The sequence below is a fragment of the Streptomyces sp. NPDC032126 genome (assembly GCF_055580085.1).
The window spans coordinates 173,871-198,411 of record NZ_JBVIMA010000003.1 but is presented as its reverse complement, the minus strand read 5'-3'; the positions used below and the strand labels follow the sequence as shown (position 1 = coordinate 198,411).

At 69.7% G+C, this 24,541-nt stretch carries 24 protein-coding genes; 12 read left to right on the top strand and 12 right to left on the bottom strand.

The window, feature by feature from the left end:
• Positions 1-8: 8 nt before the first annotated feature.
• The gene (locus tag ACZ5NW_RS13885; protein WP_468744033.1) at positions 9-473 is read right to left on the bottom strand and encodes a MarR family winged helix-turn-helix transcriptional regulator; all 465 of its coding nucleotides are present in this window, start codon (positions 471-473) and stop codon (positions 9-11) included.
• 166 nt (positions 474-639) lie between these two features.
• Between ACZ5NW_RS13885 and ACZ5NW_RS13880 the strand changes: the two genes are divergently transcribed.
• Both ACZ5NW_RS13880 and ACZ5NW_RS13875 read left to right on the top strand, forming a co-directional pair.
• Positions 640-1,854 carry an MFS transporter gene (locus ACZ5NW_RS13880; RefSeq protein WP_468744032.1) on the top strand — a complete coding sequence of 405 codons (1,215 nt, stop codon included), beginning with the start codon at positions 640-642 and terminating at the stop codon, positions 1,852-1,854.
• Positions 1,855-1,961: 107 nt separating this feature from the next.
• Positions 1,962-2,387 carry a GlcG/HbpS family heme-binding protein gene (locus ACZ5NW_RS13875; protein ID WP_468744031.1) on the top strand — a complete coding sequence of 142 codons (426 nt, stop codon included), beginning with the start codon at positions 1,962-1,964 and terminating at the stop codon, positions 2,385-2,387.
• Positions 2,388-2,423: 36 nt separating this feature from the next.
• Here ACZ5NW_RS13875 and ACZ5NW_RS13870 read toward each other — a convergent pair whose 3' ends face one another.
• The gene (locus ACZ5NW_RS13870; protein WP_468744030.1) at positions 2,424-3,290 is read right to left on the bottom strand and encodes a GNAT family N-acetyltransferase; all 867 of its coding nucleotides are present in this window, start codon (positions 3,288-3,290) and stop codon (positions 2,424-2,426) included.
• A gap of 138 nt (positions 3,291-3,428) precedes the next feature.
• Between ACZ5NW_RS13870 and ACZ5NW_RS13865 the strand changes: the two genes are divergently transcribed.
• The gene (locus tag ACZ5NW_RS13865) at positions 3,429-4,061 is read left to right on the top strand and encodes an HAD family hydrolase (protein ID WP_468744029.1); all 633 of its coding nucleotides are present in this window, start codon (positions 3,429-3,431) and stop codon (positions 4,059-4,061) included.
• Positions 4,062-4,365: 304 nt separating this feature from the next.
• The gene (locus tag ACZ5NW_RS13860) at positions 4,366-5,916 is read left to right on the top strand and encodes a globin domain-containing protein (protein WP_468744028.1); all 1,551 of its coding nucleotides are present in this window, start codon (positions 4,366-4,368) and stop codon (positions 5,914-5,916) included.
• A gap of 16 nt (positions 5,917-5,932) precedes the next feature.
• Here ACZ5NW_RS13860 and ACZ5NW_RS13855 read toward each other — a convergent pair whose 3' ends face one another.
• The 5 genes from ACZ5NW_RS13855 to ACZ5NW_RS13835 all read right to left on the bottom strand — a co-directional run bounded on the left by ACZ5NW_RS13855 (position 5,933) and on the right by ACZ5NW_RS13835 (position 9,691).
• Positions 5,933-6,415 carry an NUDIX domain-containing protein gene (locus ACZ5NW_RS13855; protein ID WP_468744027.1) on the bottom strand — a complete coding sequence of 161 codons (483 nt, stop codon included), beginning with the start codon at positions 6,413-6,415 and terminating at the stop codon, positions 5,933-5,935.
• A gap of 133 nt (positions 6,416-6,548) precedes the next feature.
• Positions 6,549-7,454, bottom strand: coding sequence for a LysR family transcriptional regulator (locus ACZ5NW_RS13850; RefSeq protein ID WP_468744026.1), 906 nt, complete (start codon positions 7,452-7,454; stop codon positions 6,549-6,551).
• Between the two features lie 228 nt (positions 7,455-7,682).
• Positions 7,683-8,822, bottom strand: a complete 1,140-nt coding sequence (locus ACZ5NW_RS13845; protein WP_468744025.1) for a cystathionine gamma-lyase — start codon at positions 8,820-8,822, stop codon at positions 7,683-7,685.
• A complete protein-coding gene (locus tag ACZ5NW_RS13840) occupies positions 8,819-9,310 on the bottom strand; it encodes a low molecular weight protein-tyrosine-phosphatase (protein WP_468744024.1) in 492 nt (163 codons plus the stop codon). The genes ACZ5NW_RS13845 and ACZ5NW_RS13840 overlap by 4 nt, the downstream gene beginning before the upstream one ends.
• Positions 9,311-9,313: 3 nt before the next feature.
• A complete protein-coding gene (locus ACZ5NW_RS13835; RefSeq protein ID WP_468744023.1) occupies positions 9,314-9,691 on the bottom strand; it encodes a phage holin family protein in 378 nt (125 codons plus the stop codon).
• A gap of 58 nt (positions 9,692-9,749) precedes the next feature.
• Between ACZ5NW_RS13835 and ACZ5NW_RS13830 the strand changes: the two genes are divergently transcribed.
• The 4 genes from ACZ5NW_RS13830 (at position 9,750) to ACZ5NW_RS13815 (ending at position 12,060) form a co-directional block, all read left to right on the top strand.
• A complete protein-coding gene (locus ACZ5NW_RS13830) occupies positions 9,750-10,067 on the top strand; it encodes a cupin domain-containing protein (protein ID WP_468744022.1) in 318 nt (105 codons plus the stop codon).
• Between the two features lie 181 nt (positions 10,068-10,248).
• A complete protein-coding gene (locus tag ACZ5NW_RS13825; RefSeq protein WP_391645679.1) occupies positions 10,249-10,461 on the top strand; it encodes a DUF5326 family protein in 213 nt (70 codons plus the stop codon).
• Positions 10,462-10,750: 289 nt separating this feature from the next.
• Positions 10,751-11,518, top strand: coding sequence for an IclR family transcriptional regulator (locus tag ACZ5NW_RS13820; RefSeq protein ID WP_468744487.1), 768 nt, complete (start codon positions 10,751-10,753; stop codon positions 11,516-11,518).
• A 101-nt stretch (positions 11,519-11,619) separates the two neighbouring features.
• A complete protein-coding gene (locus ACZ5NW_RS13815; protein WP_468744021.1) occupies positions 11,620-12,060 on the top strand; it encodes an SsgA family sporulation/cell division regulator in 441 nt (146 codons plus the stop codon).
• Positions 12,061-12,237: 177 nt separating this feature from the next.
• Here ACZ5NW_RS13815 and ACZ5NW_RS13810 read toward each other — a convergent pair whose 3' ends face one another.
• A complete protein-coding gene (locus ACZ5NW_RS13810; protein ID WP_468744486.1) occupies positions 12,238-13,794 on the bottom strand; it encodes a YibE/F family protein in 1,557 nt (518 codons plus the stop codon).
• Between the two features lie 445 nt (positions 13,795-14,239).
• On the opposite strand from ACZ5NW_RS13810, the gene thiC reads away from it, so the two are divergent.
• Positions 14,240-16,060 (top strand): phosphomethylpyrimidine synthase ThiC, encoded by a 1,821-nt coding sequence (gene thiC, locus ACZ5NW_RS13805; protein ID WP_468744020.1) that lies wholly within the window; start codon positions 14,240-14,242, stop codon positions 16,058-16,060.
• A gap of 85 nt (positions 16,061-16,145) precedes the next feature.
• Here the strand turns inward: thiC and ACZ5NW_RS13800 are convergent, their stop codons facing one another.
• Positions 16,146-17,084, bottom strand: a complete 939-nt coding sequence (locus ACZ5NW_RS13800) for an NADP-dependent oxidoreductase (protein ID WP_468744019.1) — start codon at positions 17,082-17,084, stop codon at positions 16,146-16,148.
• Positions 17,085-17,214: 130 nt separating this feature from the next.
• Here ACZ5NW_RS13800 and ACZ5NW_RS13795 point away from each other — a divergent pair, with 130 nt between their 5' ends.
• The gene (locus ACZ5NW_RS13795; RefSeq protein WP_468744018.1) at positions 17,215-17,598 is read left to right on the top strand and encodes a winged helix-turn-helix transcriptional regulator; all 384 of its coding nucleotides are present in this window, start codon (positions 17,215-17,217) and stop codon (positions 17,596-17,598) included.
• A 101-nt stretch (positions 17,599-17,699) separates the two neighbouring features.
• On the opposite strand, the gene ACZ5NW_RS13790 is transcribed toward ACZ5NW_RS13795, so the two are convergent.
• The 3 genes from ACZ5NW_RS13790 to ACZ5NW_RS13780 all read right to left on the bottom strand — a co-directional run bounded on the left by ACZ5NW_RS13790 (position 17,700) and on the right by ACZ5NW_RS13780 (position 21,364).
• Positions 17,700-18,566 carry a hypothetical protein gene (locus ACZ5NW_RS13790; protein WP_468744017.1) on the bottom strand — a complete coding sequence of 289 codons (867 nt, stop codon included), beginning with the start codon at positions 18,564-18,566 and terminating at the stop codon, positions 17,700-17,702.
• 193 nt (positions 18,567-18,759) lie between these two features.
• Positions 18,760-19,854 carry a metallophosphoesterase gene (locus tag ACZ5NW_RS13785; RefSeq protein ID WP_468744016.1) on the bottom strand — a complete coding sequence of 365 codons (1,095 nt, stop codon included), beginning with the start codon at positions 19,852-19,854 and terminating at the stop codon, positions 18,760-18,762.
• Between the two features lie 397 nt (positions 19,855-20,251).
• Complete coding sequence (locus tag ACZ5NW_RS13780; protein ID WP_468744015.1) at positions 20,252-21,364, bottom strand: LacI family DNA-binding transcriptional regulator; 1,113 nt, start codon at positions 21,362-21,364, stop codon at positions 20,252-20,254.
• A gap of 410 nt (positions 21,365-21,774) precedes the next feature.
• Here ACZ5NW_RS13780 and hisC point away from each other — a divergent pair, with 410 nt between their 5' ends.
• Together hisC and ACZ5NW_RS13770 are read left to right on the top strand one after the other, a co-directional pair.
• Positions 21,775-22,854 carry a histidinol-phosphate transaminase gene (gene hisC / locus ACZ5NW_RS13775; protein ID WP_468744014.1) on the top strand — a complete coding sequence of 360 codons (1,080 nt, stop codon included), beginning with the start codon at positions 21,775-21,777 and terminating at the stop codon, positions 22,852-22,854.
• Between the two features lie 170 nt (positions 22,855-23,024).
• Positions 23,025-24,539, top strand: a complete 1,515-nt coding sequence (locus tag ACZ5NW_RS13770) for a cytochrome ubiquinol oxidase subunit I (protein WP_468744013.1) — start codon at positions 23,025-23,027, stop codon at positions 24,537-24,539.
• Positions 24,540-24,541 lie beyond the last annotated feature (2 nt).

Genomic DNA, 24,541 nt, shown 5'->3' with positions numbered 1-24,541 from the left:
ACCGCACCCTATGCGGCGGCGGGCACCTTCAGGGTCTCCACGACCCGGACCAGAGGTGCCAGTTCGGGGTTCTTCGCCGCTTCGTCGAGCGCCTCGCGCAGGGCGGCGTCGTTGGTGGGCCGGGCCTCCTCAAGGAGCTTCAGGCCCGCCGCGGTGACGTTGGTGTAGATGCCGCGCCGGTCGGTGGGGCAGAGGTAGCGCTCCAGAAGGCCGCGGTCCTCCAGGCGGGTCACGAGCCGGGTGGTGGCGCTCTGGCTCAGGACGACCGCGTCGGCGACCTGCTTCATCTGCAGATGGCCGCCGTCGCCGTCGTGCTGGCGGCTGAGGACGTCGAGCAGGGAGTACTCGCGCACGCTCAGGTCATGTCCTGCCTGGAGCGCGCGCTCGATGTGGGCCTCGATCCTCCCGTGCAGCAGGGAGAGCGTGTACCAGCCCTGAGAGAGGGCGGTGAGCGCGGGGTCCGTCGCAGTCATGAGCGTTATTCCTCCGTCCCGGAGCGGCTGCTCCCCAGGATAGAGCAATGGTGAAATAGTCGGCGCTTGCAAGTATCCAGCGTCTGCAATTAAAGTAGCCAGCGTCTGCAACTGTTGTGGACGCGCGCAAAGCGCACCTGCAATCTCCTGGAAGGTGTATCCCCTGATGCCTCTCGCGCTTCTGGCCCTCGCGATCGGGGCCTTCGGAATCGGCACGACGGAATTCGTGATCATGGGCTTGCTGCCCGAGGTCGCGAGCGACTTCGGGGTCTCCATCCCCACCGCCGGCTTCCTCGTGACCGGCTACGCGCTGGGTGTGGTGTTGGGCGCCCCGCTGATGACCGTCCTGGGCACCAAGGTGTCCCGCAAGCGGATGCTGATGCTCCTGATGGGCCTGTTCATCCTCGGCAACCTGCTCTCCGCCGTGGCCCCCGCCTTCGCCGTCATGCTGATCGGCCGGGTGGTCGCCTCGCTCGCGCACGGTGCCTTCTTCGGCATCGGCTCGGTCGTGGCGGCCGAACTGGTCGCGCCCCACAAGAAGGCCGGCGCCATCGCGATGATGTTCACCGGTCTCACCGTCGCCAACGTGGTCGGCGTCCCGCTCGGCACCCTCGTCGGCCAGAACGTCGGCTGGCGCGTCACCTTCGCCATCGTCGCCGCCCTCGGAGTGATCGGCCTGGCCGGCATCGCCAAGCTCGTTCCCGAGCTGCCCAGGCCGCACGGCGTGCATCTGCGGCACGAGCTGGCCGCGTTCAAGAACGCCCAGGTCCTGCTGGCCATGGCGATGACCGTCCTCGGCTTCGGCGGGGTCTTCGCGGCCATCACCTACATCGCGCCGATGATGACCCACGTCGCCGGATTCGCCGACGGCTCCGTCACCTGGCTGCTGGTCCTCTTCGGCCTCGGCATGGTCGGCGGCAACCTCGTCGGCGGCAAGTACGCCGACCGCGCCCTGATGCCGATGCTCTACGTCTCCCTGGGCGCCCTGGCCGTCGTCCTGGCCCTCTTCACCGTCACCGCGCACAACAAGATCCTGGCGGCCGTCACCATCGCCCTGATCGGCGCGCTGGGCTTCGCCACCGTCCCGCCGCTGCAGAAGCGGGTCCTCGACCAGGCGCACGGCGCCCCGACCCTCGCGTCGGCCGTGAACATCGGCGCCTTCAACCTCGGCAACGCCCTCTCGGCCTGGCTCGGCGGACTCGTCATCTCGGCCGGCCTCGGCTACACCGCCCCCAACTGGGTCGGCGCCGCCCTGGCCGCCGCCGCCCTGGTGCTGGCCCTCCTCTCGGCGGCCCTGGAACGCCGGGACAGCGCATCGAGTGTCGTCGTCGCCGGCTCCACGCCCGCTTCCGTGGAACGCCTGATCACCGTCCACCAGTGAGCGGACAGCGACACGGAACCACCTGTCTCACCACACCGCCCGACCCACAGCACCGCACCCCCACCGATCCACAGCACCCCCGCAACCCTCGCAAGGAGCACCTCCCGATGAGCACCACGACCGCTGTCGCCCCGCTGACCATCCAGGACGCCGAGGCGCTCGTCACCGCCGCCCGCCTGGCCGCCGAGGCGGCCGGGGTCACGGTCAGCGTCACCGTCCTGGACGCCGGCGGCCATCTGCTGGCCTTCCGGCGCGACGACCGGGCCGTGCTGATCTCCGGTGAGACCAGCACCCGCAAGGCGTACACCGCTCTCCAGCTGAACACCCCGACCGCCGACCTTGTCGACGCCGTGCAGCCCGGCGGTCTCTTCCATACGCTGCCCACCGCGCTCGACCGGCCGCTGCTGTTCATCGCGGGCGGCGTGCCCGTCCACCGGGACGGGCGGCTGATCGGTGCCATCGGGGTCGGCGGCGGTGCCCCGGACCAGGACCACGGCTTCGCCACGGCCGCCGTGGAGGCGCTGGCCGGGTGACGAGCGCCCGCCGGCGAGCCTGCCTGGTGGGCCGTCTCAGCCGGCCGCGACCGTCAGGGGGGCGAAGCGGCGGGTCCAGTCGCCGGGGAGCTCGGCGATGCCGTACGTCATGACGGCGTTGAAGGTGATGGTGGCCAGGCCCCGCTCCTTCAGCCAGGTCAGCAGTTCCTCGTGGCGCACGTCGACATCGGTGCGCAGCGGCCGGTCGGTGTGGGCCGCGAGGGAGGCCACCAGAGCCTTGGCCGTCTCCGTGTCGCGGGCGACGAGCGGGCCCACGACATGGGTGTCCATGTTGGGCCAGATCGCCGCGTACCCGATGACACGGCCGTTCTCCTCGGCCACGCGCAGCCGGTCGGCGAAGGCCGGCAGCCGCGTGATCATGTGCGTGCGGTCGCTGCCGAACACCTCTTCGTCGAGGCGGAGGATCGCGGTGAGATCCTCGGCCGTCGCCGCCCGTGTGGCGACGGCGGAAGGCGGTCCGTTGGGCGTGAACCGGCCCCGCAGCATCTCCGCCCGCCCGGTGACCTTGAAGCCCAGCTCCTCGTACAGCGGCCTTCCGTTCGGCGTGGCGTGCAGGGTGATCGGGGTGGTGTCCAGGGTGGCGATGACATGGCGCATCAACCGGCGCCCGATGCCCTGCCGGGCGTGCCGTTCGGCGACCAGCACCATGCCGATGGCACCCAGGTCGGGGTTCTCCTGGAGGCCGTAGCGGGTGACGACGCAGGCGGCCACGAGACCTCCGTCGGGGTCGTCGATGCCGTACCCCTGGCCCGCTGTGAGGAGAAGGCCCCACTTGTGCTCCTCGCGTGGCCACCCCCGGTCCTCGGACAAGTCGGCGCAGGCGGTGAGATCGCGGTGTGTCAGCCGGCGAATGGGCAGAGCGGCTGGGGAAGGTGTTGGCACGCAGGTCAGGCTGTCCGACAGGCGGCCCCGGCGTCCACCTGTTTCCCCAGAGACGTACGTGCTTTTGGCCATGTCGTTGTGGTTTCACGTGAAACACGGACGGGCGGCGGGTGCCAGGGCTCGGGTTAGCCTCGCGCCATGGCGAGACTTCATCTCTTCGACCTCGACGGCACCTTGCTGCACGGGACGTCCGCGCCGCTGGAGATATCCCGTCAACTGGGCCTGGAAGCCGAGACGGTGGCACTGGAGCAGGCGATCTCGTCGGGGCTCATCGGTCCGCCGGAGTACGCGACGGGAGTGCACGCGCTGTGGACCGATCTCACCGAGGAGCATGTGGCGGCCGCGTTCGCGGCGGCTCCCTGGCTGGCCCGGATCCGCGAGGTGTGGGCGGACATCACCCGCAGAGGCGACTATTGCGCCGTGGTGTCGCTCTCGCCGTCCTTCTTCGTGGAACGCCTCACCGAATGGGGCGCTCATGCTGCCTTCGGATCCCGATTTCCCGCGCTGCCCTTCACTGAGCCCGTTGATCCCGCGGGGGTGCTCAACTCCGGGGCGAAGGTGCTGATCGCCGACCGGCTCTGCGCGGAATTCGGGGTGTCGCGGGACCATTGTGTCGCCTATGGCGACTCGGGTTCGGACAAGGATCTGTTCGCCGCCGTTCCCGTTTCCGTCGCGGTCAATGCGGACCTGCATCTGTCGGCGCTCGCGACCCACTCGTACGCGGGGAGGGATCTGTGGGATGCCTATGAATTGGTGTGCGGCACCCGGTAGTTGAAGGAATCAACGCTTCGCTCCCCGACTGCGATCCCGGTGGGGGTGGGGGACTTGTGTGCGGGGTGACGGCCGGTAGGGTCGACTGCGGTTTCCTGCCCGGGAGTAAGGCGTACGAGCCGCGGCGCACGCGTTTCCGAAGGGCCGGAGCAGAGCAACGCAGCTTAACGGGACGGAGAGATCGAAACCCGCGTTTTCGGTTATGCGGCGGTGGCATCCGGGCGGGGTGGGATGCTGCGATGAGAGCCGTCTGCGCGGGAAGCAGGCAACTTCCATCGAGGGAAGTGCGCAGACCGACCGAGAGATGTTCGAGGCGAGGCACACCATGGACGTTCCGACCACCAGGTCGGCCGACAGCGGTACGCCCGGCGGGGGGAACGGCTGGTTCGCACCGCGCAAGCAGCCGGCGTCGGCTGAGGGCACCGAGCAGGAGACCTCCGAGAGCAGCCGCCTGGCCGGGCTGCGCCCGGTGCGCAGAGCCGCCCCGGCCGAAACCCCACCGCAGGAAGGTTCCAGCACGGGGACGCCCCCTGACGCCGAAACGACCACGGCTTCCGAGGCTCCCGCGACCTCTGTGCCTTCCCCGGTTCCTGCACCCTCCACGCCCTCCGAGGCTCCTGCCACACCCACCGCGTTAGAGCCCGGCACCACGGCCACCCGAACCGCCATGGAGCGCTGGGTCGCCCCCCGGCCGGAGGAGTTCCAGGTTCCCCCCCAGCGATCCGTGCCCCTCGTCGAGGCGTCTCCGGACGCGATCCTGATCCGGCGGACCATGGCCGACGTCGCCCCCGTGGCGGACAAGGTCACCTCGTATTTCTACGCACTGCTCTTCGTCCGGCATCCCGAACTGCGGTCGCTCTTTCCTCCGGCGATGGACGCCCAGCGGGACCGGCTGCTCAAGGCGCTGCTCACCGCCGCCGAGCACATCGACAACACCCCTGTGCTCGTCGACTATCTCCAGCACCTGGGCCGCGGACATCGCAAGTACGGCACCCGCCCCGAGCACTATCCGGCCGTCGGCGAGTGTCTGATCGGCGCGCTCAGCCGATACGCCGAGGCCGTGTGGAACGGGGAGACCGAGGCGGCCTGGGTGCGCGCCTACACCACGATCTCCCAGGTCATGATCGACGCGGCCGCCGCGGATGAGCTGATCGCCCCGGCCTGGTGGCACGCGGAGATCGTCTCCCACGACCTCAGGACCCCCGACGTCGCGGTCGTCACCCTCCGGCCCCACCTGCCGTATCCCTTCCTCGCCGGGCAGTACGCGAGCGTGGAGACGCCGTGGTGGCCGCGTATCTGGCGGCACTATTCCTTCGCCTCCGCCCCCCGTTCGGACGGGCTGCTCACCTTCCATGTGAAGGCGATCCCCGCGGGGTGGGTCTCCAACGCCCTGGTTCACCGCGCCCGCCCGGGCGATGTCATCCGCCTCGGTCCGCCGGCCGGTTCCATGACGGTCGATCACAGCAGGGACAGCGGCCTGCTCTGCCTCGGCGGCGGCACCGGCATCGCCCCCATCAAGGCCTTGGTCGAGGAGGTCGCCGAACGCGGTACCCGCCGCCCGGTGGAGGTGTTCTACGGCGCTCGGAGCGACCACGACCTCTATGACATCGACACGATGCTCAGGCTCCAGCAGTCCCATCCCTGGCTGGAGGTGCGCCCGGTGGTCGACCGGGGCGGAGTGGTCCAGCTGCCCAACGCGATCCGTGCCTTCGGACCCTGGACCGAGTACGACGCGTATGTCTCGGGGCCGCCCGGGATGATCCGCAGCGGCGTGGACGCACTGCGGGGGGTCGGCATCCCGTCGGAGCGCATACGGCATGACTCGGTCGAGGAACTCGCCGCCACCGGACACTGATCCGGCGTTGTGAAGGTCACCCGAGGTCGGGTGCGTGCATGGCGCGCACGCCCTCGATATTGCCGTCCAGATAGTGCCGCAGTGACAGCGGGACGAGATGGACGGAGGCGATCCCGACCCGGGTGAAGGGCACCCTGACGATCTCGTACTCCCCGGCGGGTTCGTCGACCTCGGGGCCGTGCCGCAGGGCCGGGTCCATGGACTCCAGTCGGCAGACGAAGAAGTGCTGTACCTTCACGCCGGTCGCTCCGCCGTCCTCGCCGATGTGCTCGACGGTGTCGACGAAGCAGGGCACGACGTCGGTGATCTTGGCGCCGAGCTCCTCGTACACCTCGCGGTGCAGGGCGTCGACGACGGTGGCGTCATCCGGCTCCACCCCACCGCCGGGCGTGACCCAGTAGGGATCCACACCGGGCTTGGTGCGCTTGATCATGATCAGGTCGTCGCCGTCCAGCAGAACGGCGCGGGCGGTGCGCTTGACCACGGGTCGGACGGTCATGGGAGAAATGTGGCCCGGCTGGTTCCACGTGAAACATCCGCGCTGGTTTCACGTGAAACATCGCGATATGTCACTCATCGAGCTCAGCGAGTGACCTCTGCAAATCGTGCCTTGGTGACGATCCGGGCCGGACTCAGCACCACTCGGCGGCCGAGTGCAGCAGCCACTCATGGGCCCGTGCGATCTGCGGCATCGCCAGGGTCCCGGTGCGCACCACCAGGAAGTACGTACGCAGGGGCGGCACGGTCGGCTCATGCAGGGCGACCACGTCCCCGCGCTCCAGGGCGGCCGCACACAGATAGCGGGGCAGCACCGCGAGCCCCGCGCCGGCGGCCGCGCAGGCCAGGACCGCACGCAGGTCGGGGACGATGACGGTGCCCGAGGTGGCGGGGCGGGAGTCGAAGACGGACGCCCAGTAGCGCGCGACGAAGGGCAGTGACTCATGGACCTCGACGACGGGGAAGTTCTCCAGCTCGGCGGTGCCCCGGCGCCGCGCATGCCCGGAGCCGATCCGCTCGGCCCACTGAGGGGCGGCGACGAGTACATGTTCCTCGTCGCACAGCGGCGTTGCCGTGAGCAGGGCGCCACGCGGTCGCGCCGTACTGATGGCCAGGTCGTGGTGTCCGGCGGACAGGCCCTCCAGGACCTCCTCGGCCGTGCCGAAGGAGACCCGCAGTGCGAGCCCCTGACCGTCCTCCCCGGTCAGCTCGGTGAGCGCCGGCAGTGCCTGCTCGGCCGTGAACTCGGGGGGTCCGGCGAGATGCAGGGTGCGTAACGAGGACTCGTCGTCGAGCCCCGTCTCGGCGATCTCCACGAGGGCGTCGAGGTGCGGGGCGGCCTTGTGGGCGAGCTCGTCTCCGACGGTCGTCGGGGTGACACCCCGGGCCTGCCGCAGAAAGAGCGGGCGGCCCAGCTGCCGCTCCAATGTCCGGATCTGTGAGGTGACGGCGGGCTGGGACAGGCCCAGCAGGGCTGCGGCGCGGGTGAAGGAACCGGCCCGGTGCACGGTGACGAACGTGCGCAGCAAGGCCAGATCCATGATGCGCCCTCCCCTTCCCTGCCTTTCTCCCGGCGCTGAGGCAGGGACCAACTATAAATAAGTCGATAGGTCTCTGTCGCTACTGTGATTGGACACTGACACAGAGTCAACTAGCCTTGGTCGCGCGGTTCTTCGCGCGCGGAACCGAGGACGGTCCGAGCCACGAGGGGGGAGGTTCGGACCGTCCGCCACGCGCTGCGCCGGCCCGTCGGGGCGCCTGTGAATCGGTCACCGTGCCGACTCCTCCAGCGCTCGCAGCACGTCCGCCACCAGATCCTCGGGATCCTCCGCGCCGACGGACAGACGGATGAAGCCCTCCGGAACCGCGTCCCCGCCCCAGCGCCCGCGCCGTTCGGCCGTGGACCGCACCCCGCCGAAGCTCGTCGCGTCGTCCACGAGCCGCAGCGCGTCGAGGAAGCGCTCGGCACGCGCGCGCGTGGGCAGCGTGAACGACACCACGCACCCATAGCGCCGCATCTGCTGCGAGGCGACCTTGTGCGAGGCGTCGTTGGCCAGTCCGGGATAGCGCAGCCCGGTCACCTCGGGCCGCTCCCGCAGGGCCTGCGCGACGGCCAGAGCGGTCGCGTTCTGCCGGTCCACCCGGAGCTGGAGCGTGGCGATCGAGCGATGCGCGAGCCATGCCTCCATGGGCCCGGGGATCGCCCCGACGATCTTCCGCCAGCGCCGCACGGCCGTCATGGGCTCCCCGGAACGCCCGGTGACATAGCCGAGGAGGATGTCGCCGTGCCCGGTGAGCTGCTTGGTGCCGCTCGCCACCGAGAAGTCGGCGCCGAGCTCCAGCGGACGCTGCCCCAGCGGGGTCGCGAGCGTGTTGTCGACGGCGACCAGCGCGCCACGCGCGTGTGCCGCCTCGACAAGCCTGCGGATGTCGCACACGTCGAGCCCCGGGTTCGACGGGGACTCGATCCACAGCAACCTCGCCCCGTCCAGGACGTCGAGCTGGGCGTCCCCGCCGGTCGGCGCGGTGCGCACCTCGATGCCGTACGCCTCCAGCTGCGCGCGGACCAGGGGCAGCGCCTGGTAGCCGTCGCTGGGCAGGACGACGGTGTCGCCGGCGCGCAGCTGGGAGAAGAGCACCGAGGAGATCGCGGCCATCCCGGAGGCGAACGCGAGCGTCTCGACGCCGTCCTGCCCGGGCGCCTCCAGCTCGCCGATGGCCTGCTCCAGGCGCGTCCAGGTCGGATTCTCGTCGCGGCCGTAGGTGTACGGCCCCGTCGGCTCGCCCGGCAGATGGAAGTGGGCGGCGAACACCGGTCCCGGCAGCGTCGGCTCGTACTTCACCGGCTCGGGCAGACCGGCCCGCACCGCGCGTGTGCCCTCGCCCGTGGGCCCGCTCCGGTCGTTCATGCGGCCCGTCCCTCCACCTCGTGCTGTACGGCGGTCAGCAGTCCCGTGCTCGCCGCCTCGACCATCTCCAGGCACTCCTCGAAGCCGTCCCGGCCCCCGTAGTAAGGGTCCGGTACGTCGACGTCGGCGGGAGGCCCGGGGTCGTAGGAGCGCAGGAGGCGCACCTTGCGGGCGTCCTCCTCGGTGGGGGCGAGGCGGCGCAGGGCCTTGAGGTGTCCGGTGTCCAGCGCGATCACCAGGTCGAGGCGGGAGAACCAGGACGGCTGGAACTGCCGGGCCGTGTGGTCGATGACGTAACCGTGCTCCTCAAGGACGGAGACGGTGCGCGGGTCGGCGCCCTCGCCCTCGTGCCAGCCGCCCGTGCCGGCACTGTCGACCTCGACCAGGCCGTCGAGTCCCGCCTCCGTCACGCGCGCGTGGAAGACGGACTCGGCCATCGGGGAGCGGCAGATGTTGCCGGTGCAGACGAAGCAGACGCGGTAGGTCATCGCTCAGTCCCCGTCGGGCAGGACGACGTTGAGCGCCCAGGAGACGATCGAGATGATCAGGCCGCCCAGTACGGCGGTCCAGAAGCCGTCGACGTGGAAGCTCAGGTCGAGCTTGTCGGCGAGCCAGGAGGTGAGCAGCAGCATGAGTGCGTTCACCACCAGGGTGATCAGGCCGAGCGTGAGGATGAACAGCGGGAAGGTCAGCACCTTCACGAGCGGCTTGACGAAGGAGTTGACCAGGCCGAAGAGCAGGGCGACGAGGATCAGGGTGCCGACCTTCTTGCCCGTGCTGTCACCGGTCAGGGTGATCTTGTCGAGCAGCCAGACGGCGACCGCCAGAGCACCCGCGTTGGCGATCGTCTTGACTACGAAATTCTTCATGTGTCTGATCGTGGCAGAGAGATCGGAAACGAGCACCGGGCGAGGGTGGACGAAGTCGATGAAGGCATTCCGGCTGGATGAACTGGAGGCGGAGCGAGCCGCCAACGACGGGGCCTACCTGCAGTTCCTGCGGGAACGGAACATGTCGGTCGGGCTGTACGCGCTCGACGCCGGCGAGCACGACCCGCAGAACCCGCACAACCAGGACGAGGTGTACTTCGTCGTCAGCGGGCGCGCCGCGATCACCGTCGGCCTGGAGACGACGCAGGTGGCGCGCGGCAGCGTCATCTACGTGCCGGCCGGGGTCGCCCACAAGTTCCACCACATCAGCGAGGACCTGAGGGTTCTGGTGGTGTTCTCTCCACCCGAAGCCTGAGGCGTCGCCTCCGGGTTCCCTAGGGGTTCGGTCAGGGGAGGACAAGGGACGCGAGGCCCCCGCCGGACCCTCTCCCGGCCCTAGCATCGAAGGCAGGACACAACGAGAGGATCCGGCACGGAAGTACCGGACCATGTCAGGACCCGGCACAGCGACGGGCGGAGAGGTAAGGACGAGGGCGATGCGAGAGATCTTCGCGGGACTGCCGTGGTGGGTGAAGTGGGTCGCGGTGCCGGTCATCGCCCTGGTCGTGTTCGGAGGGCTGATAGCCAGCGTCGTCGGCTTCGTGATCGGCCTGCTGTTCAAGCTGCTGGTGTTCGTCGCCCTGGTCGGCGGACTCATCTACGTCGTACGGAAGTTCACCTCCAGTTCCTCCTCGCGCGGCGACTGGTGAGCGGGCCGGGAGCCGGTGAGCGGTAACAGGAATCACCGGTTCCCTCGGGGGAGGGAAGTTTCCCGGACAGTCCGGCTGCGCGCGGTGGCAGACGGCTAGAGTCCGGAAATCGACGCGGGGACCACCCCGCGAGCGGCGCACATCCCTCCCGTGTTTCCCCGGCACGGCCCGCCCTCTCGCGCTTCGGGAGTGACCCTTGGCCACGGACACCGCACCCGCGGAACCCCACGCACCCCGCGGGCTCCCGCACCCGGCCGCGCCCCCGCTCCAGCGGCCCCCGAGCCCCGCGATCCCCGAGCAGCCGCAGGCCGCGACGACCCTCATCGGGTCCGTCCAAAGGGCGATGCGCCTGCTGGAGGCCGTCGCCGGGCACGAGTACGGGGCCCCGGCCAAACAGCTCGCCCGCGAGACCGGGCTCGCCCTGCCCACCGCCTACCACCTGCTGCGCACCCTGGTGTACGAGGGCTATCTACGGCGCGACAAGGGACTGTTCTTCCTCGGCGAGGCGGCGGAACGGCTGAGCAGCAGCGGAGCCGCGCAGAAACGTCGCAGCACGGTCGTCGACGCGCTCGCCCACTGGCGCGATTCGATCGGTGTGCCGGTGTACTACGCCGTGTACCGCGAGGGGGAGATCGAGGTCATGTGCGTCTCGGACACCCCCGGAAATCCGGCGGTCGAGGAGTGGGCCGACTTCCGGGAGACCGGGCACGCGCACGCGATCGGCCAGTGTCTGCTGTCCCAGCTCGACGAGGAGACCCGCCGCGACCATCTCGCCCGCTATCCCGTGCAGGCGATCACCCCGTACACCGTGCGGGACAACCGCGCGCTGCTGAGCCGGCTGGAGCGGACGCGGCGGATGGAGCCGGTGATCGAGCGCCAGGAGTACGCGCTGGGGACGGTGTGCGCCGCGATCCCGATCACCGTCGGCACCACGGCGGCCACGATGGCGCTCTCCCTACCCGCCCATCACGCCGACCGGCTGATGCCCGCGATCCAGCGCCTGCAGAGCGAGGTCGGACGACAACTGGGGTCACTCGCGCTCTCTATCAGTATCTGAAAACTCACTCCTTGTGATCTGTTGTGTACGTTCAGCAAGATGCGTGCACTGTCAGGGGTACATTCCCGGCCAGTCGACGACACACACGACGGGGTAAGGCGATGCGCGAGTCCGTACAGGCGGTTCAGGCAGAGGTCATGATGAGCTTTCTCGTCTCCGAGGAGCTCTCGTTCCGCATCCCGGTGGAGCTCTCCTACGAGGCCGCCGATCCGTACGCCGTGCGGCTCACCTTCCATTTGCCCGGCGACGCGCCGGTGACCTGGGCGTTCGGGCGGGAGCTACTCATCGACGGGGTGGGCCGGCCGTGCGGCGAGGGGGATGTGCGGATCTCGCCGGTCGACTCCGACACCCTCGGCGAGGTCCTGATCCGGCTTCAGGTCGGCGGCGACCACGCGCTGTTCCGGGCCTCGGCGGCGCCCCTCGTGGTGTTCCTCGACCGCACCGACAAGCTGGTGCCGCTGGGCCAGGAGGCCGCTCTCGCCGACTTCGACGCCCATCTCGACAAGGCCCTGGGCAGAATCCTGGCGGAGAGCGCCGGCTGAAGCGTGGTGGCGCCCTGGGGTGGTGGAACGCTTCAGCACGGGCAGGAGAAGCAGGAACGCTTCTCCTGAGGTGCCCGTGTGCAGGCCCATGCGCAGGGCCCGTGTACAGGATGCCGCTCGCGCGCGGAGGCACACGCGCCCGTGGTCTCCCGCGGGCGCCCCAGGGCGCCGGGGCGCTCAGCGCTTGCGGCGCCTCCCCCGGCCGGCGCGCGGCACGGCGGGCCCCTCGGTGGCCGGAACCGGTGCCGGTGTCGGCTGTACTCCCGCCGACCGCTCCGGACGGTCCGCCGAGACGACGAGGGCGGCCAGCGCCGTGGTGACCGGCACCGAGGCGACCAGGCCGATCGAGCCCACCAGCGTGCGCACGATCTCCTCCGCGACCAGCTCGCTGTTGGCGACCGTGCCGACGCTGCTCTGCGCGATGGAGAACAGCAGCAGCAAGGGCAGCGCGGCGCCCGCGTAGGCGAGGACGAGCGTGTTGACCACCGACGCGATGTGGTCGCGGCCGATCCGGATGCCCGCGCGGTAGAGCCCGCGCCAGCCCATCGTCGGGTTGGCCTCGTGCAGCTCCCAGACCGCCGATGTCTGGGTGACCGTCACGTCGTCGAGCACACCGAGCGAGCCGATGATGACGCCCGCGAGCAGCAGACCGCTCATGTCGATCGAGGGATACAGCCCATGGATCAGGCCGGTGTTGTCGTCCGTGTTGCCGGTGAGCGCCGCCCAGTCGATGAACGCCGATCCCAGGAAGCCGATCAGCAGCAGTGAGACCAGGGTGCCGAGCACGGCCACCGAGGTACGGGCCGACAGCCCGTGACAGATATACAGCGCGATCAGCATGATGGCGCTCGCCCCCACCACGGCCACCAGGAGCGGGTCCGAACCCTGGAGGATCGCGGGCAGGATGAACTGGTTCAGCACCAGGAAGCTGATGGCCAGTGCGACCAGGGCCATGACGCCCCTGAGCCGACCGACGACCACCACGGCCAGCGCGAAGATGCCGGCGAGCAGCGCCATCGGGAAGCGGCGGCTGACGTCGGTCACCGAGTACTGGAGATCCTTCGGCGCGGAGGGCTCGTAGGCGACCACGACCTTCTCGCCCTCGTGCAACTGCCGTGACTGGTCCGGCTGCACGATCTCGGTGAACGTACGGCCCTTGTCCTTGCCGGTGTCGACGCGGATCGTCGCCTTCTTGCAGGTGCCGCTCGCCTGTTGCTGGGCCGAGGAGCCCTCGGCGGTGGAGGTGTCGCCGGTCGGAGTCTCCCCCGAGGCGTTGACGGACTGACAGCTCACCTCGACGACATCGGTCACCGTCGCCTGCTGGGTCTGCCGATCGAAGCCGACCCCGGTCCGCTCGTGCGCCGGGGCACCACCGGGCCACAGCACCGCGAGCCCGATCACCACGGCTGCGGCGAAGGGGATCAGGATGGCGGCGATGACCTTGCGCAGATGCTTGGAGACCGGCGCGGCGGGGCCATGGCTGTGACTGTGCCCGTGCGAGTGCCCGTGCCCAGAACCGCCATGCCCTTGACCGGGGTCGCGCCCGTGTCCCTGTCCCGGGTCGCCCTCGTGGCCATGGCCATGGTCATGGCCGTGCCCGTCACCGGGTCCTTGGCCGTGCCCACCGTGCCCGTGCCCAGGCCCAGGCCCACTGAACCCGCCACCGCGTCCTTGACCGGAACCGCGACCGGGCCCACCGGAACCGCGACCGGTCCCACCGGGCCCACGACCGATCCCACCGGGACCGCCCCCCGCCCCAGGACCGATCCCCGACCAGCCACGGCCATCACCAGACCCCGGCCCCCCGTATCCGCCGCCCGGTGGCGGTCCGTACGGGTCGCTGCCGTATTGCGCGGCCGCTGAGCCGGCGCCCGGCTCGCGGGGCGGCTCGGGCGGTGGATAGGGGGGACGGTGTGGTGTGGTCACCGCCCGATCATCGCAAGAACGGCAGGGGCCCACTGTTCACCGCGCCACACATGACGCTAGCGTGGAGGCACCTTTGCACACGCGGGAGCTCGGAGCACCGGGCTGAGAGGGCGCTGACCTCCGTCCCAGCGATGTTTCACGTGGAACATCACCGAAGCCGGGTGATGTTCCCCACGAAATGTCCGTAGACGGATACCGCTGCGTCGACCGCCGAACCTGTTACCGGGTAATGCCGGCGTAGGGAGTAGGTCTCATGACCAACAAGGACGCACGCACGCCTGCCTCCAATCAGGACGAACTGCCCCTTCAGGGCGAAACGTCCCAGGAGGCCGGGAAGTCCATCGGCTGGCACAAGGCGTATGTGGAGGGCTCGCGCCCCGACCTGCGCGTGCCGGTCCGTCAGGTGCACCTCACCAACGGGCAGTCGGTCACGCTGTACGACACCTCGGGCCCGTACACCGACCCTCTGGTCGATACCGACGTCCGCCGGGGCCTGGCCCCGCTGCGGGAGAGCTGGATCATCGCTCGCGGCGACACCGAGGAGTACGCGGGCCGCCCCGTCCGTCCCGAGGACGACGGCATCAAGCACACCTCGCCGCGCGGTGGCCTGCGCAATCTGGACGCGGTCTTCCCGGGCCGCCCGCGCCAGCCGCGCCGCAGCCGTGACGGCAAGGCGGTCACGCAGCTCGCGTACGCGCGTCGGGGCGAGATCACGCCGGAGATGGAGTTCGTGGCCATCCGGGAGAACGTTTCTCCTGAGGTCGTCCGTGAGGAGATCGCGGCGGGCCGCGCGGTCCTGCCCGCGAACGTCAACCACCCGGAGATCGAGCCGATGATCATCGGCAAGCGGTTCCTGGTGAAGGTCAACGCCAACATCGGCAACTCGGCGGTGACGTCCTCCATCGAGGAGGAGGTCGAGAAGATGACCTGGGCGACCCGCTGGGGCGCCGACACGGTCATGGACCTGTCCACCGGCCGCAATATCCACACCACCCGCGAGTGGGTGCTGCGCAACTCCCCCGTCCCCATCGGCACGGTGCCGCTCTATCAGGCGCTGGAGAAGGTCGACGGCCGCGCCGAGGAGCTGACCTGGGAGATCTACAAGGACACGGTCATCGAACAGGCCGAGCAGGGCGTGGACTACATGACGGTCCACGCGGGCGTGCGCCTGCCGTACGTCCCGCTCACCGCCAACCGCAAGACCGGCATCGTCTCGCGCGGCGGCTCGATCATGGCGGCCTGGTGCCTGGCCCACCACAAGGAGTCGTTCCTCTACGAGAACTTCGAGGAGCTCTGCGAGATCCTCGCGACCTACGACGTTACGTACTCGCTGGGCGACGGTCTGCGTCCCGGGTCCATCGCGGACGCCAACGACGAGGCGCAGTTCGCGGAGTTGCGCACGCTCGGGGAACTCAACACGATCGCCAAGCGTTTCAACGTACAGACCATGATCGAGGGCCCGGGACACGTCCCGATGCACAAGATCAAGGAGAACATCGACCTTCAGCAGGAGATCTGCGATGAAGCTCCGTTCTATACGCTCGGACCGCTGACCACCGACGTCGCCCCCGCGTACGACCACATCACCTCCGGTATCGGTGCCGCGATGATCGCCTGGTGGGGCACGGCCATGCTGTGCTACGTCACGCCCAAGGAGCACCTGGGCCTGCCCAACAGGGACGACGTCAAGACCGGCGTCATCACGTACAAGATCGCCGCTCACGCGGCCGACCTCGCCAAGGGGCACCCCGGAGCCCAGGAGTGGGACGACGCGCTGTCCGACGCCCGCTTCGAGTTCCGCTGGGAGGATCAGTTCAATCTGGCTCTCGACCCGGACACGGCACGTGAGTTCCACGACGAGACGCTTCCGGCGGAGCCGGCCAAGACGGCCCACTTCTGCTCGATGTGCGGCCCGAAGTTCTGCTCGATGAAGATCAGCCAGAGCATCACCGAGCGGTTCGGCGGCCGCGTGGCCGAGGGGGCCTCGGCCGAGGAGATCACCGAAGGGATGCTGCAGAAGTCGAAGGAGTTCGCCGCCAGCGGGAACCGGGTGTACCTGCCGATCGCGGACTGAGCGGGCTCAGCGGGCTTCCCGGCGCGGGCCCCTCCTGATGAGGGCGGGGCCCGAGCACCGCGCCAGGCGCCGGGAAGCGGTGTGGTTACGGCAGCAGGACGATCTTGCCGGTGGTGCGTTTGGTCTCGATCGTGCGGTGGGCCTCGGCTGCTTCGGTGAGGGGGAAGGTGTGCTGGACCGTGACGCGCAGTCGGCCCGCCTCGATGCGCTCAGTGATCTGCTCCAGCAGTTCACCGGAGGGTCCGGCCGTGACCCAGGCGTAGCACAGGCCGCGCTCGGCTGCCTGACGCTCGTCGGTACCGGGGTCGATCGACGCGCCGACGAGCAGACCGCCCGGCCGGAGCACTTCGAGGGAGCGTGGCCCGTAGGACCCGCCGACCAGGTCCAGGACCACGTCCACCGGGGCCACGGCCGTGCGGAAGTCGGTGGTGGTGTAGTCGATGAGTTCGTCGGCGCCCAGCCCGCGCAGGAGGTCGTGGTTGGCCGCCCGCGCGGTACCGATGACGTACGCGCCCAGTTCCTTGGCCAGTTGGACGGCGACATGGCCGACGCCGCCCGCCGCCGCGTGGATCAGTACCCGGTCGCCGGGCCGGACCCGCGCCAGCACGGCGAGCGCCTGCCAGGCGGTGATCGCGACCAGCGGTACGGCGCTCGCGTGCGCCAGGTCGATGTTCTTGGGCGCGAGGGCCAGCGCGTCGGCCGGCGCGACGGTGTACTCGGCGTACGCGCCCCGCTCGGTGACCGCCAGCATGCCGTACACCGCGTCGCCCGGCGCGAACCGCGTCACGCCGTCACCGACCCGCTCGACGACACCGGAGACGTCGTTGCCCGGCGTCCACGGCAGGGGGACCAGTTCCGGTACCCGCCCGGAGCGCAGGACCGCGTCGCCCGGATTGACCCCGGCACCGGCGACCCGGAGCAGGACCTCCCCGGGGCCGGGTTCGGGCACGTCGGTCTCGGTGTGGACGAGCACCTCGGGACCGCCGAACACGGACTGGACGATGGCGTGCATACGGGCGGACATCGGGACTCCTCGGCAGTGGTTCGCGTGGGGTTCCATGGTCGGCCGGGGTAATGGCCCTGCGGAAGAAGGCACTTGTCTGATATCGAGGTTCCTTGTGGATACCGGCTTCGACCTGAGGAAACACGGTGGCGTGGAGGTCTTCCTGCGCGATTGCCCCACCCGTGCCGTACTGGATCTGATCGCGGGCAAGTGGACCATGCTGGTCCTGGTGGCCCTTGAGGACGGCCGGCCCATGAGGTTCGCCGAGCTGCGGCGTCGGCTGGACGGAGTGACGCAGAAGGTGCTGACGCAGACGCTGCGCGCGCTGGAGCGCGAGGGCCTGCTGACGCGCACGGTGCATCCGACCGTGCCACCGTGCGTGGAGTATCGACTGACCGGGCTGGGCCGGGAGGTGGGTGGCCTGGTGCAGAGCATCACCGACTGGTCGCAGGCGAACATCGCCGCGATCCAGGCGGCACGGCAGGAGTTCGACGAGAGAACCACCGCTGGCCGCCCCGACGACCCGACCTCCTAGGACAGAGCTAGGACAGACCTCGGACAGGCCTAGGCCAGGCCTGGACGGGAGGACCGATGCGTCGCGCGCCCCCGCCGGTGGTTCGGGGGCGCGCGGCGTGTCTACTCCGGCTGGTGTTCGGGGCCGCCGAAGTCCGGGCTGGTGTAGTCGGGGCTGGTGAAACGGGGGCGGTGGCCCGGCGCGGGGCCGTCCTCGGGGCTGGTGAAGCCGGGACGGTCGTAGCCGATCTTCGGCAGCCGGCCGGTCGGGGACGGCGGGACCGTGCGGGGCAGGGCCGCCGCGCCGGGATCGGCGAGGGCCTCCCGCAGGAACGGCATGATGCCCCGCTCCATCAGGGCCTCCCGCCAGGCCTCCCTGGCCCGGTCGACCTCCTCGCTGAGTTCGCCGTAGGACCCGGCCTCCAGCGAGGGTCGGTTGCGCAGGGCCGTCAGCAGCAGTCCCACGGTGGCGACGAGGATCGCGACCGCCGTCACGGCACCGAACGCCCAGCCCGCCGTGATCATGGTGTGGGCGAACGCGGGCGCCGGGTCGAGCATCTTGAGGACGTAACCGACGAGCAGGAAGATCACCGCGGCGGTTCCGGCGAGGACGGGGGTGAGGACGGCGGCGATGGCGACGGCCCCCGCTCCCGCGCCCTCGGCGGCTTCCCCCATGGTGGCGGCGAGCCCCATCGCGCCCACTCCCGGCTCGTCCGAGCCGGACGCGTGGGCGGTCGACGGGGTGGACGGCGCCGGCTGGCGCAGTTCCTCGCGGACCTTGACGTAGTGCTGGTACTCGATGGCCGCGGCGGCCGTGATCAGGGCCGTGGCGTTGAGCGCCATGGTGCGCAGCTGTTCGGAGTTGAGCCGCTGGCCGACCGCGGCCAGATCCGGGTGGTGTGGTGCGGAGCGCAGCGCCTCATCGAGGATCCGCTCGTATTCCTGGCGGTCCTCACTGTGCAGGTGCTGCGGAACGCTGTTCATGTGCATCCCCCGATGCTCCGTAGGGCTTGGGGCTCGCATGCCAACGAGCCGTCGGGCAGAAACGGAGGGGAGCCTGCTACGGATAAGGCGATGGTAGAGCGGCGACGGCACACGGTGACAGGGGGTTTGCCGAAATTGGCCCCTGGCCTGCGCCGTCGCGGGCGGGGCCGCGGTGGGAACGCCTATGCCCGGTGAACGCTCAGATATCCAGCGGCAGTTGCTGGACCAGCAGTTTTCCGGCCATGGTCACTCCGCCGTCCATCGCGATGGCGAGTCCGTCGGCGTAGACGTGCGGTCCCTCGACGACGGGGCCCGCGCTGTCCTCGCCCTCCTCGGAGCCGACTTCGCCCAGCAGATAGGGGATCGGGCTGTGGCCGTGAACGATGCGGGTGCCGCCGTACGTATCGAGAAGTGAGCGGACGGCGTCGGCGCCGCCCTCGTCGCGGAAGGAGAAGCGCTTGGTGAACTTGCGGAACAGGTCCCAGCACTCGTCCGCGTCGTTGCGCGTGAGGGTTTCGCGGACGGTGTCGTTGACCGCCTCGATCGAGTCGCCGTAGTCGAGATAGGCGGTGGTGTCGGAGTGCACGAGCAGGTAGCCGTCGACCTCCTCCATGGCGTCGAGGCGGGCCATCCACTGCAGATGGTGGTCCTGGAGCCGGTCCATGTCGGACTTCTGCCCGCCGTTGAGCAGCCAGGCCGCCTGGAACGTGGCGGTGCCGGCACCGGAGTTGACGGGGATGTCGTTGAACCGCTTGGCGCCGAGCAGGAGCAGCTCGTGGTTGCCCATGAGCGCCTTGCAGTAGCCGCCGGCCGCGGCGGCCTCCGCGGACAGGCGCATCACCAGGTCGATGACGCCGATGCCGTCCGGCCCGCGGTCGGTGAAGTCGCCGAGGAACCACAGCCGGCTGGTGCCCGCGCACCAGTTGCCCGCCGCGTCGATCAGGCCCTGCTCCTGGAGGGCGGCGACGAGCTCGTCGAGGTAGCCGTGGACGTCGCCGACCACGAACAGCGGGCCGGGGCCGGGGCCCGCGCCGGGTGCCGGTGCGGGTGCGGCGGCGGGCGCCCGGTCGATGGGGACCTGAAGCGTGTCGCCCCGGTTGATGACGGGGAGGTCGCGCTGGGTCGGGGTGTACCCCTCGGGCTGGTCGAGGGGCTGCTCGACGGGCGGTACGGCGTTGCCGGGATGGGTGCTGTCGCCGTACGGGCCGGTCTCGTGGACGTACGCGGGCACCCGGAAGTCGCGCAACGTCGCCGTCCGCTCCACCTCGGGTCCCTGACCGGCCCCCTGAGTCATCAGACCCCTCCACCATCGCGCCGCAGCTGCACCGCTTCGGACTGCCTGGTCGCAGCGGCCCGCGGTGTCGTGGGCCCATCATAGGAATGCGGATCGCGCTGTGTGGTGACCCAGGGGTGGTGAATCGGAGCAAGGCTCCAGTTCAACGCGGCATTCGCCCCGATTGACCCGAGCTTCACCCTGCCGGACGACCACTACGAAGAGGGACGACCGGCCGACACGGGACGGGGAGACCGACCTGTGCGGGGGGCGGAGACCGGCGCTGCGAAGCGGCGGGACTCCCGTCACCCGGCGCGCCGCGGAGCCGCCGACCGGCCGCCGGCCAGCCCCCCCCAGGCGCCCCCACATCACCCCGACCGGCCCCCCAGCCGAACCCCCGACCCCCGACCCCCGACCCCTACCCCTTCTCAGGCCCCCGAGGCGGGCTGACCGTGGTCCGGGGCGGACGTCGCTGGGACGAGGTACGGATGATCAGTTCGGTCGGTATCACCTGTTCGACGGGTTGATCGGACTGCACCCCCTCGATGGCGTCGATGAGGAGCTGCACGACGGCCGTGCCGATGCGGCGTGGCTTCAGGGAGAGCGTCGTGATGGGCGGTTCGGTGCTCGCGTAGACCGTGGACTCGCTGCAGCACACCAGAAGCAGGTCCTCCGGTACGCGCAGCCCGTAGCGGCGGGCGGCGGCGAGGAGATCCGTGCCGTTGGGGTCGAACAGGCCGTAGACGGCGTCGGGCCGGTCGGGCCGGGCCAGCAGCCGGTCGGCGGCGACGGCGCCGGCGCAGGGGTCGTGCGCGGGGTACGCCTCGTAGACCGGGTCCTGCCCCACCCGCTCGCACCACCGCAGGTACGCGGTGGTCGACAGATGGGTGTACGTGTCGGTCGAGGTGCCGGTGAGGAGGCCGATCCGGCGGGCGCCCGCGGCGGCGAGATGGTCGAGGATGTCGAGGACGGCGGCCTCGTGGTCGTTGTCGACCCAGGCGGTGACGGGCAGCGCGCCGGCGGGGCGCCCGTCGGAGACGACCGGTAAACCCTGCCGGACGAGTTCGCTGACCACCGGGTCCTGGTCGGATGGGTCGATGACGACCGTGCCGTCCAGTGCGACGTTGGACCACACGTCGTGGCGGGAGGTCGCGGGCAGGATGACGAGCGCGTAGCCGCGGGCGAGCGCCGCGGAGGTGGCGGCGCGCGCCATCTCGGCGAAGTAGGCGAACTCCGTGAAGGTGAAAGGTTCATCCCCGTACGTCGTCACGGTCAGACCGATGAGGCCCGACTTGCCGGTACGGAGCGTGCGCGCCGCGGCGGAGGGCCGGTATCCCAGCCGGTCGGCGACTTCGCGCACATGGCGGCGGGTGGCATCAGGGAGCCTGCCCTTGCCGTTCAGGGCGTCGGAGACGGTCGTGATGGAGACTCCGGCGGCGGCGGCCACGTCCCTGATGCCCGCCCGGCCCGGCCGGTTGCCTCGGCGTGAGGTTTCCGCGCGGCTCACCTGGTGCTTCCCTGCTGCTGTCATAGCGAGCCGATAGTAGGGCTCATGAGGTGGGGTAGGGCGGACGCATATGCACGCATTGACAGGCACGTTTCTGCAAGGTCATCAGGCCCCAAATGCGTTAGAAAACAAGTCAGTTGGAGGTTCCAATGCCAATACCTGGCTTGTCGGCGCGCATGAGCCTGCCAAGGGGTCGATGTCTCGAAGAGGTCTCAACTCACCTGCACGAGGGATGCGCGCCACGGCGTGAGCCACCGGCGCGTAGATATATGTAGAGCGCGCCCCCTGCCCGCCCACGATTCGTCGGGCTTCGTACGGTGATGCCCCTGATGCCGGTGTGACGAATGAGGTCAGTCCCGACCAGTACGCAGCCGGACCGAATCCTCATAAGGTGAGCAGTATTGAAGCCGGTGGTGGTCACGAGGAGGACTGCGGTGAGCGAGACGAGCCCGAAGCTGCGTGCCGAGCTGGAGGGGATCCCCACCTACAAGCCGGGCAAGCCCGCCGCGGCCGGCGGACCCGTGGCCTACAAGCTGTCCTCCAACGAGAACCCGTACCCGCCGCTGCCGGGTGTGATGGAGAGCGTCACGGCCTCGGCCGCGTCCTTCAACCGCTACCCGGACATGGCCTGCACGGGCCTGATGAACGAGCTGTCCGAACGCTTCGGCGTCCCCGTGTCCCACCTGTCCACCGGCACCGGCTCGGTCGGCGTCGCGCAGCAGTTGCTGCAGGCCACCTCGGGCCCCGGCGACGAGGTCATCTACGCCTGGCGGTCCTTCGAGGCGTACCCGATCATCACCCAGATCAGCGGCGCGACCTCGGTGCGGGTGCCGCTGACGCCGGGCGATGTGCACGACCTGGACGCGATGGCGGACGCCATCACCGACCGGACCCGTCTGATCTTCGTCTGCAACCCCAACAACCCGACCGGCACGGTGGTGCGGCGGGCCGAGCTGGAGCGCTTCCTGGACCGGGTCCCCGGCGATGTGCTGGTCGTGCTCGACGAGGCGTACCGCGAGTTCATCCGCGACCCCGAGGTGCCGGACGGAGTCGAGATCTACCGTCAGCGGCCCAACGTCTGCGTGCTGCGCACCTTCTCCAAGGCGTACGGGCTGGCCGGGCTGCGCGTCGGCTTCGCCATCGCCCATGAGCCGGTCGCGGCGGCGCTGCGCAAGACGGCGGTGCCCTTCGGGGTGAGCCAGCTCGCGCAGGACGCGGCCGTCGCCTCGCTGCGCGCCGAGGACGAACTGCTCGGCCGGGTCGGCTCGCTGGTGTGCGAGCGCGCGCGCGTGGTCGACACGCTGCGCGCCCAGGGCTGGACCGTGCCGGAGACTCAGGCGAACTTCGTGTGGCTGCGGCTGGGGGAGCGCACGGTCGACTTCGCGGCGGCGTGCGAGCAGGCCGGCGTGGTGGTCCGGCCGTTCCCGGGCGAGGGCGTGCGGGTCACGATCGGGGAGACCGAGGCGAATGACATCTTCCTGAAGGTGACGGACGGGTTCCGCAAGGAGCTGTAGCGACCGTTCCGCTGTCGATCAGAGGCGAAAACAGGGGGCTCCTGGCGGTAACAGGGGCCCCCTGACCCATGTCGAAAACACATGCGGCATACTAGCTTGTGAATGTGAACGCTTTCACAAGCGCTCGCGTGTGCATCTGTTCCACAGCCTGTGAGGTAAGGAGCGGCGACGTGGACCTGGCTCTGGCGCCGGAGACTCTGGCGCGCTGGCAGTTCGGCATCACGACCGTCTACCACTTCCTGTTCGTCCCCCTGACGATCTCGCTCGCCGCCCTCACGGCCGGTCTTCAGACCGCCTGGGTGCGCACCGAGAAGGAGAAGTACCTCAGGGCGACCAAGTTCTGGGGGAAGCTCTTCCTGATCAACATCGCGATGGGTGTGGTCACCGGCATCGTGCAGGAGTTCCAGTTCGGCATGAACTGGTCGGACTACTCCCGCTTCGTCGGTGACATCTTCGGCGCTCCGCTCGCCTTCGAGGCCCTCATCGCCTTCTTCTTCGAGTCCACCTTCATCGGCCTGTGGATCTTCGGCTGGGACAAGCTGCCGAAGAAGATCCACCTGGCCTGCATCTGGATGGTCTCGATCGGCACGATCCTGTCGGCCTACTTCATCCTCGCGGCCAACTCGTGGATGCAACACCCGATCGGCTACCGGATCAACGAGGCGAAGGGCCGCGCCGAGCTCACCGACTTCTGGGCCGTACTGACCCAGAACACCGCGCTCGCCCAGGCCTTCCACACCCTGTCCGCCGCGTTCCTGACCGGTGGCGCCTTCATGGTCGGCATCTCCGCCTTCCACCTGCTGCGCAAGAAGCACATCAGCGACATGAAGACCTCGCTGCGGCTCGGCCTGGTCACCGTCGTCATCGGCGGTCTGCTCACCGCGATCAGCGGCGACACCCTCGGCAAGATCATGTACGAGCAGCAGCCGATGAAGATGGCCGCCGCCGAGGCCCTGTGGGACGGCGAGGCCCCCGCGCCCTTCTCGATCTTCGCCTACGGAGACGTCGACAAGGGACACAACAAGGTCGCGATAGAGGTCCCGGGACTGCTGTCCTTCCTCTCCAAGGACGACTTCAGCTCCTATGTCCCCGGCATCAACAACGTCAACAAGGCCGAGCAGGAGAAGTTCGGGCCCGGCGACTACCGGCCCAACATCCCCGTCGCCTACTGGGGCTTCCGCTGGATGATCGGCTTCGGCATGACGTCCTTCGCCCTCGGTCTGCTCGGACTCTGGCTGACCCGCAAGAAGTTCCTGCTGCCGCAGGCCCTGCGGGTCGGTGACGACGAGGTGCCGCATCTCGTGCTGCTGCCCCGGGCCAAGAAGCCCCTCGGCCCCCAGCTCAGCCGGTGGTACTGGCGCATCGCCGTCCTGACCATGGCGTTCCCGCTGATCGCCAACTCCTGGGGCTGGATCTTCACCGAGATGGGCCGCCAGCCGTGGGTCGTCTACGGCGTCCTGCAGACCCGCGACGCGGTCTCCCCCGGCGTCTCCCAGGGCGAGATCCTCACCTCGATGCTCGTCTTCACCGCCCTGTACGCCGTCCTCGCCGTCGTCGAGGTCAAGCTGCTGGTGAAGTACGTGAAGGCCGGCCCGCCCGAGCTGACCGAGGCCGACCTCAACCCGCCCACGAAGATCGGCGGCGATCCCCGTGACGCCGACAAGCCGATGGCCTTCTCCTACTAGGC

Coding starts and splice junctions, on each gene's coding strand:
- ACZ5NW_RS13790 (WP_468744017.1), bottom strand. CDS start 18,566: ATGCACATGAACAGCGTTCCGCAGCACCTGCACAGTGAGGACCGCCAG.
- ACZ5NW_RS13830 (WP_468744022.1), top strand. CDS start 9,750: ATGAAGGCATTCCGGCTGGATGAACTGGAGGCGGAGCGAGCCGCCAAC.
- ACZ5NW_RS13875 (WP_468744031.1), top strand. CDS start 1,962: ATGAGCACCACGACCGCTGTCGCCCCGCTGACCATCCAGGACGCCGAG.
- ACZ5NW_RS13840 (WP_468744024.1), bottom strand. CDS start 9,310: ATGACCTACCGCGTCTGCTTCGTCTGCACCGGCAACATCTGCCGCTCC.
- ACZ5NW_RS13865 (WP_468744029.1), top strand. CDS start 3,429: ATGGCGAGACTTCATCTCTTCGACCTCGACGGCACCTTGCTGCACGGG.
- ACZ5NW_RS13880 (WP_468744032.1), top strand. CDS start 640: ATGCCTCTCGCGCTTCTGGCCCTCGCGATCGGGGCCTTCGGAATCGGC.
- ACZ5NW_RS13850 (WP_468744026.1), bottom strand. CDS start 7,454: ATGGATCTGGCCTTGCTGCGCACGTTCGTCACCGTGCACCGGGCCGGT.
- ACZ5NW_RS13860 (WP_468744028.1), top strand. CDS start 4,366: ATGTTCGAGGCGAGGCACACCATGGACGTTCCGACCACCAGGTCGGCC.
- ACZ5NW_RS13825 (WP_391645679.1), top strand. CDS start 10,249: ATGCGAGAGATCTTCGCGGGACTGCCGTGGTGGGTGAAGTGGGTCGCG.
- ACZ5NW_RS13855 (WP_468744027.1), bottom strand. CDS start 6,415: ATGACCGTCCGACCCGTGGTCAAGCGCACCGCCCGCGCCGTTCTGCTG.
- ACZ5NW_RS13800 (WP_468744019.1), bottom strand. CDS start 17,084: ATGTCCGCCCGTATGCACGCCATCGTCCAGTCCGTGTTCGGCGGTCCC.
- ACZ5NW_RS13845 (WP_468744025.1), bottom strand. CDS start 8,822: ATGAACGACCGGAGCGGGCCCACGGGCGAGGGCACACGCGCGGTGCGG.
- ACZ5NW_RS13780 (WP_468744015.1), bottom strand. CDS start 21,364: ATGACAGCAGCAGGGAAGCACCAGGTGAGCCGCGCGGAAACCTCACGC.
- ACZ5NW_RS13815 (WP_468744021.1), top strand. CDS start 11,620: ATGCGCGAGTCCGTACAGGCGGTTCAGGCAGAGGTCATGATGAGCTTT.
- thiC (WP_468744020.1), top strand. CDS start 14,240: ATGACCAACAAGGACGCACGCACGCCTGCCTCCAATCAGGACGAACTG.
- ACZ5NW_RS13835 (WP_468744023.1), bottom strand. CDS start 9,691: ATGAAGAATTTCGTAGTCAAGACGATCGCCAACGCGGGTGCTCTGGCG.
- ACZ5NW_RS13785 (WP_468744016.1), bottom strand. CDS start 19,854: ATGACTCAGGGGGCCGGTCAGGGACCCGAGGTGGAGCGGACGGCGACG.
- ACZ5NW_RS13885 (WP_468744033.1), bottom strand. CDS start 473: ATGACTGCGACGGACCCCGCGCTCACCGCCCTCTCTCAGGGCTGGTAC.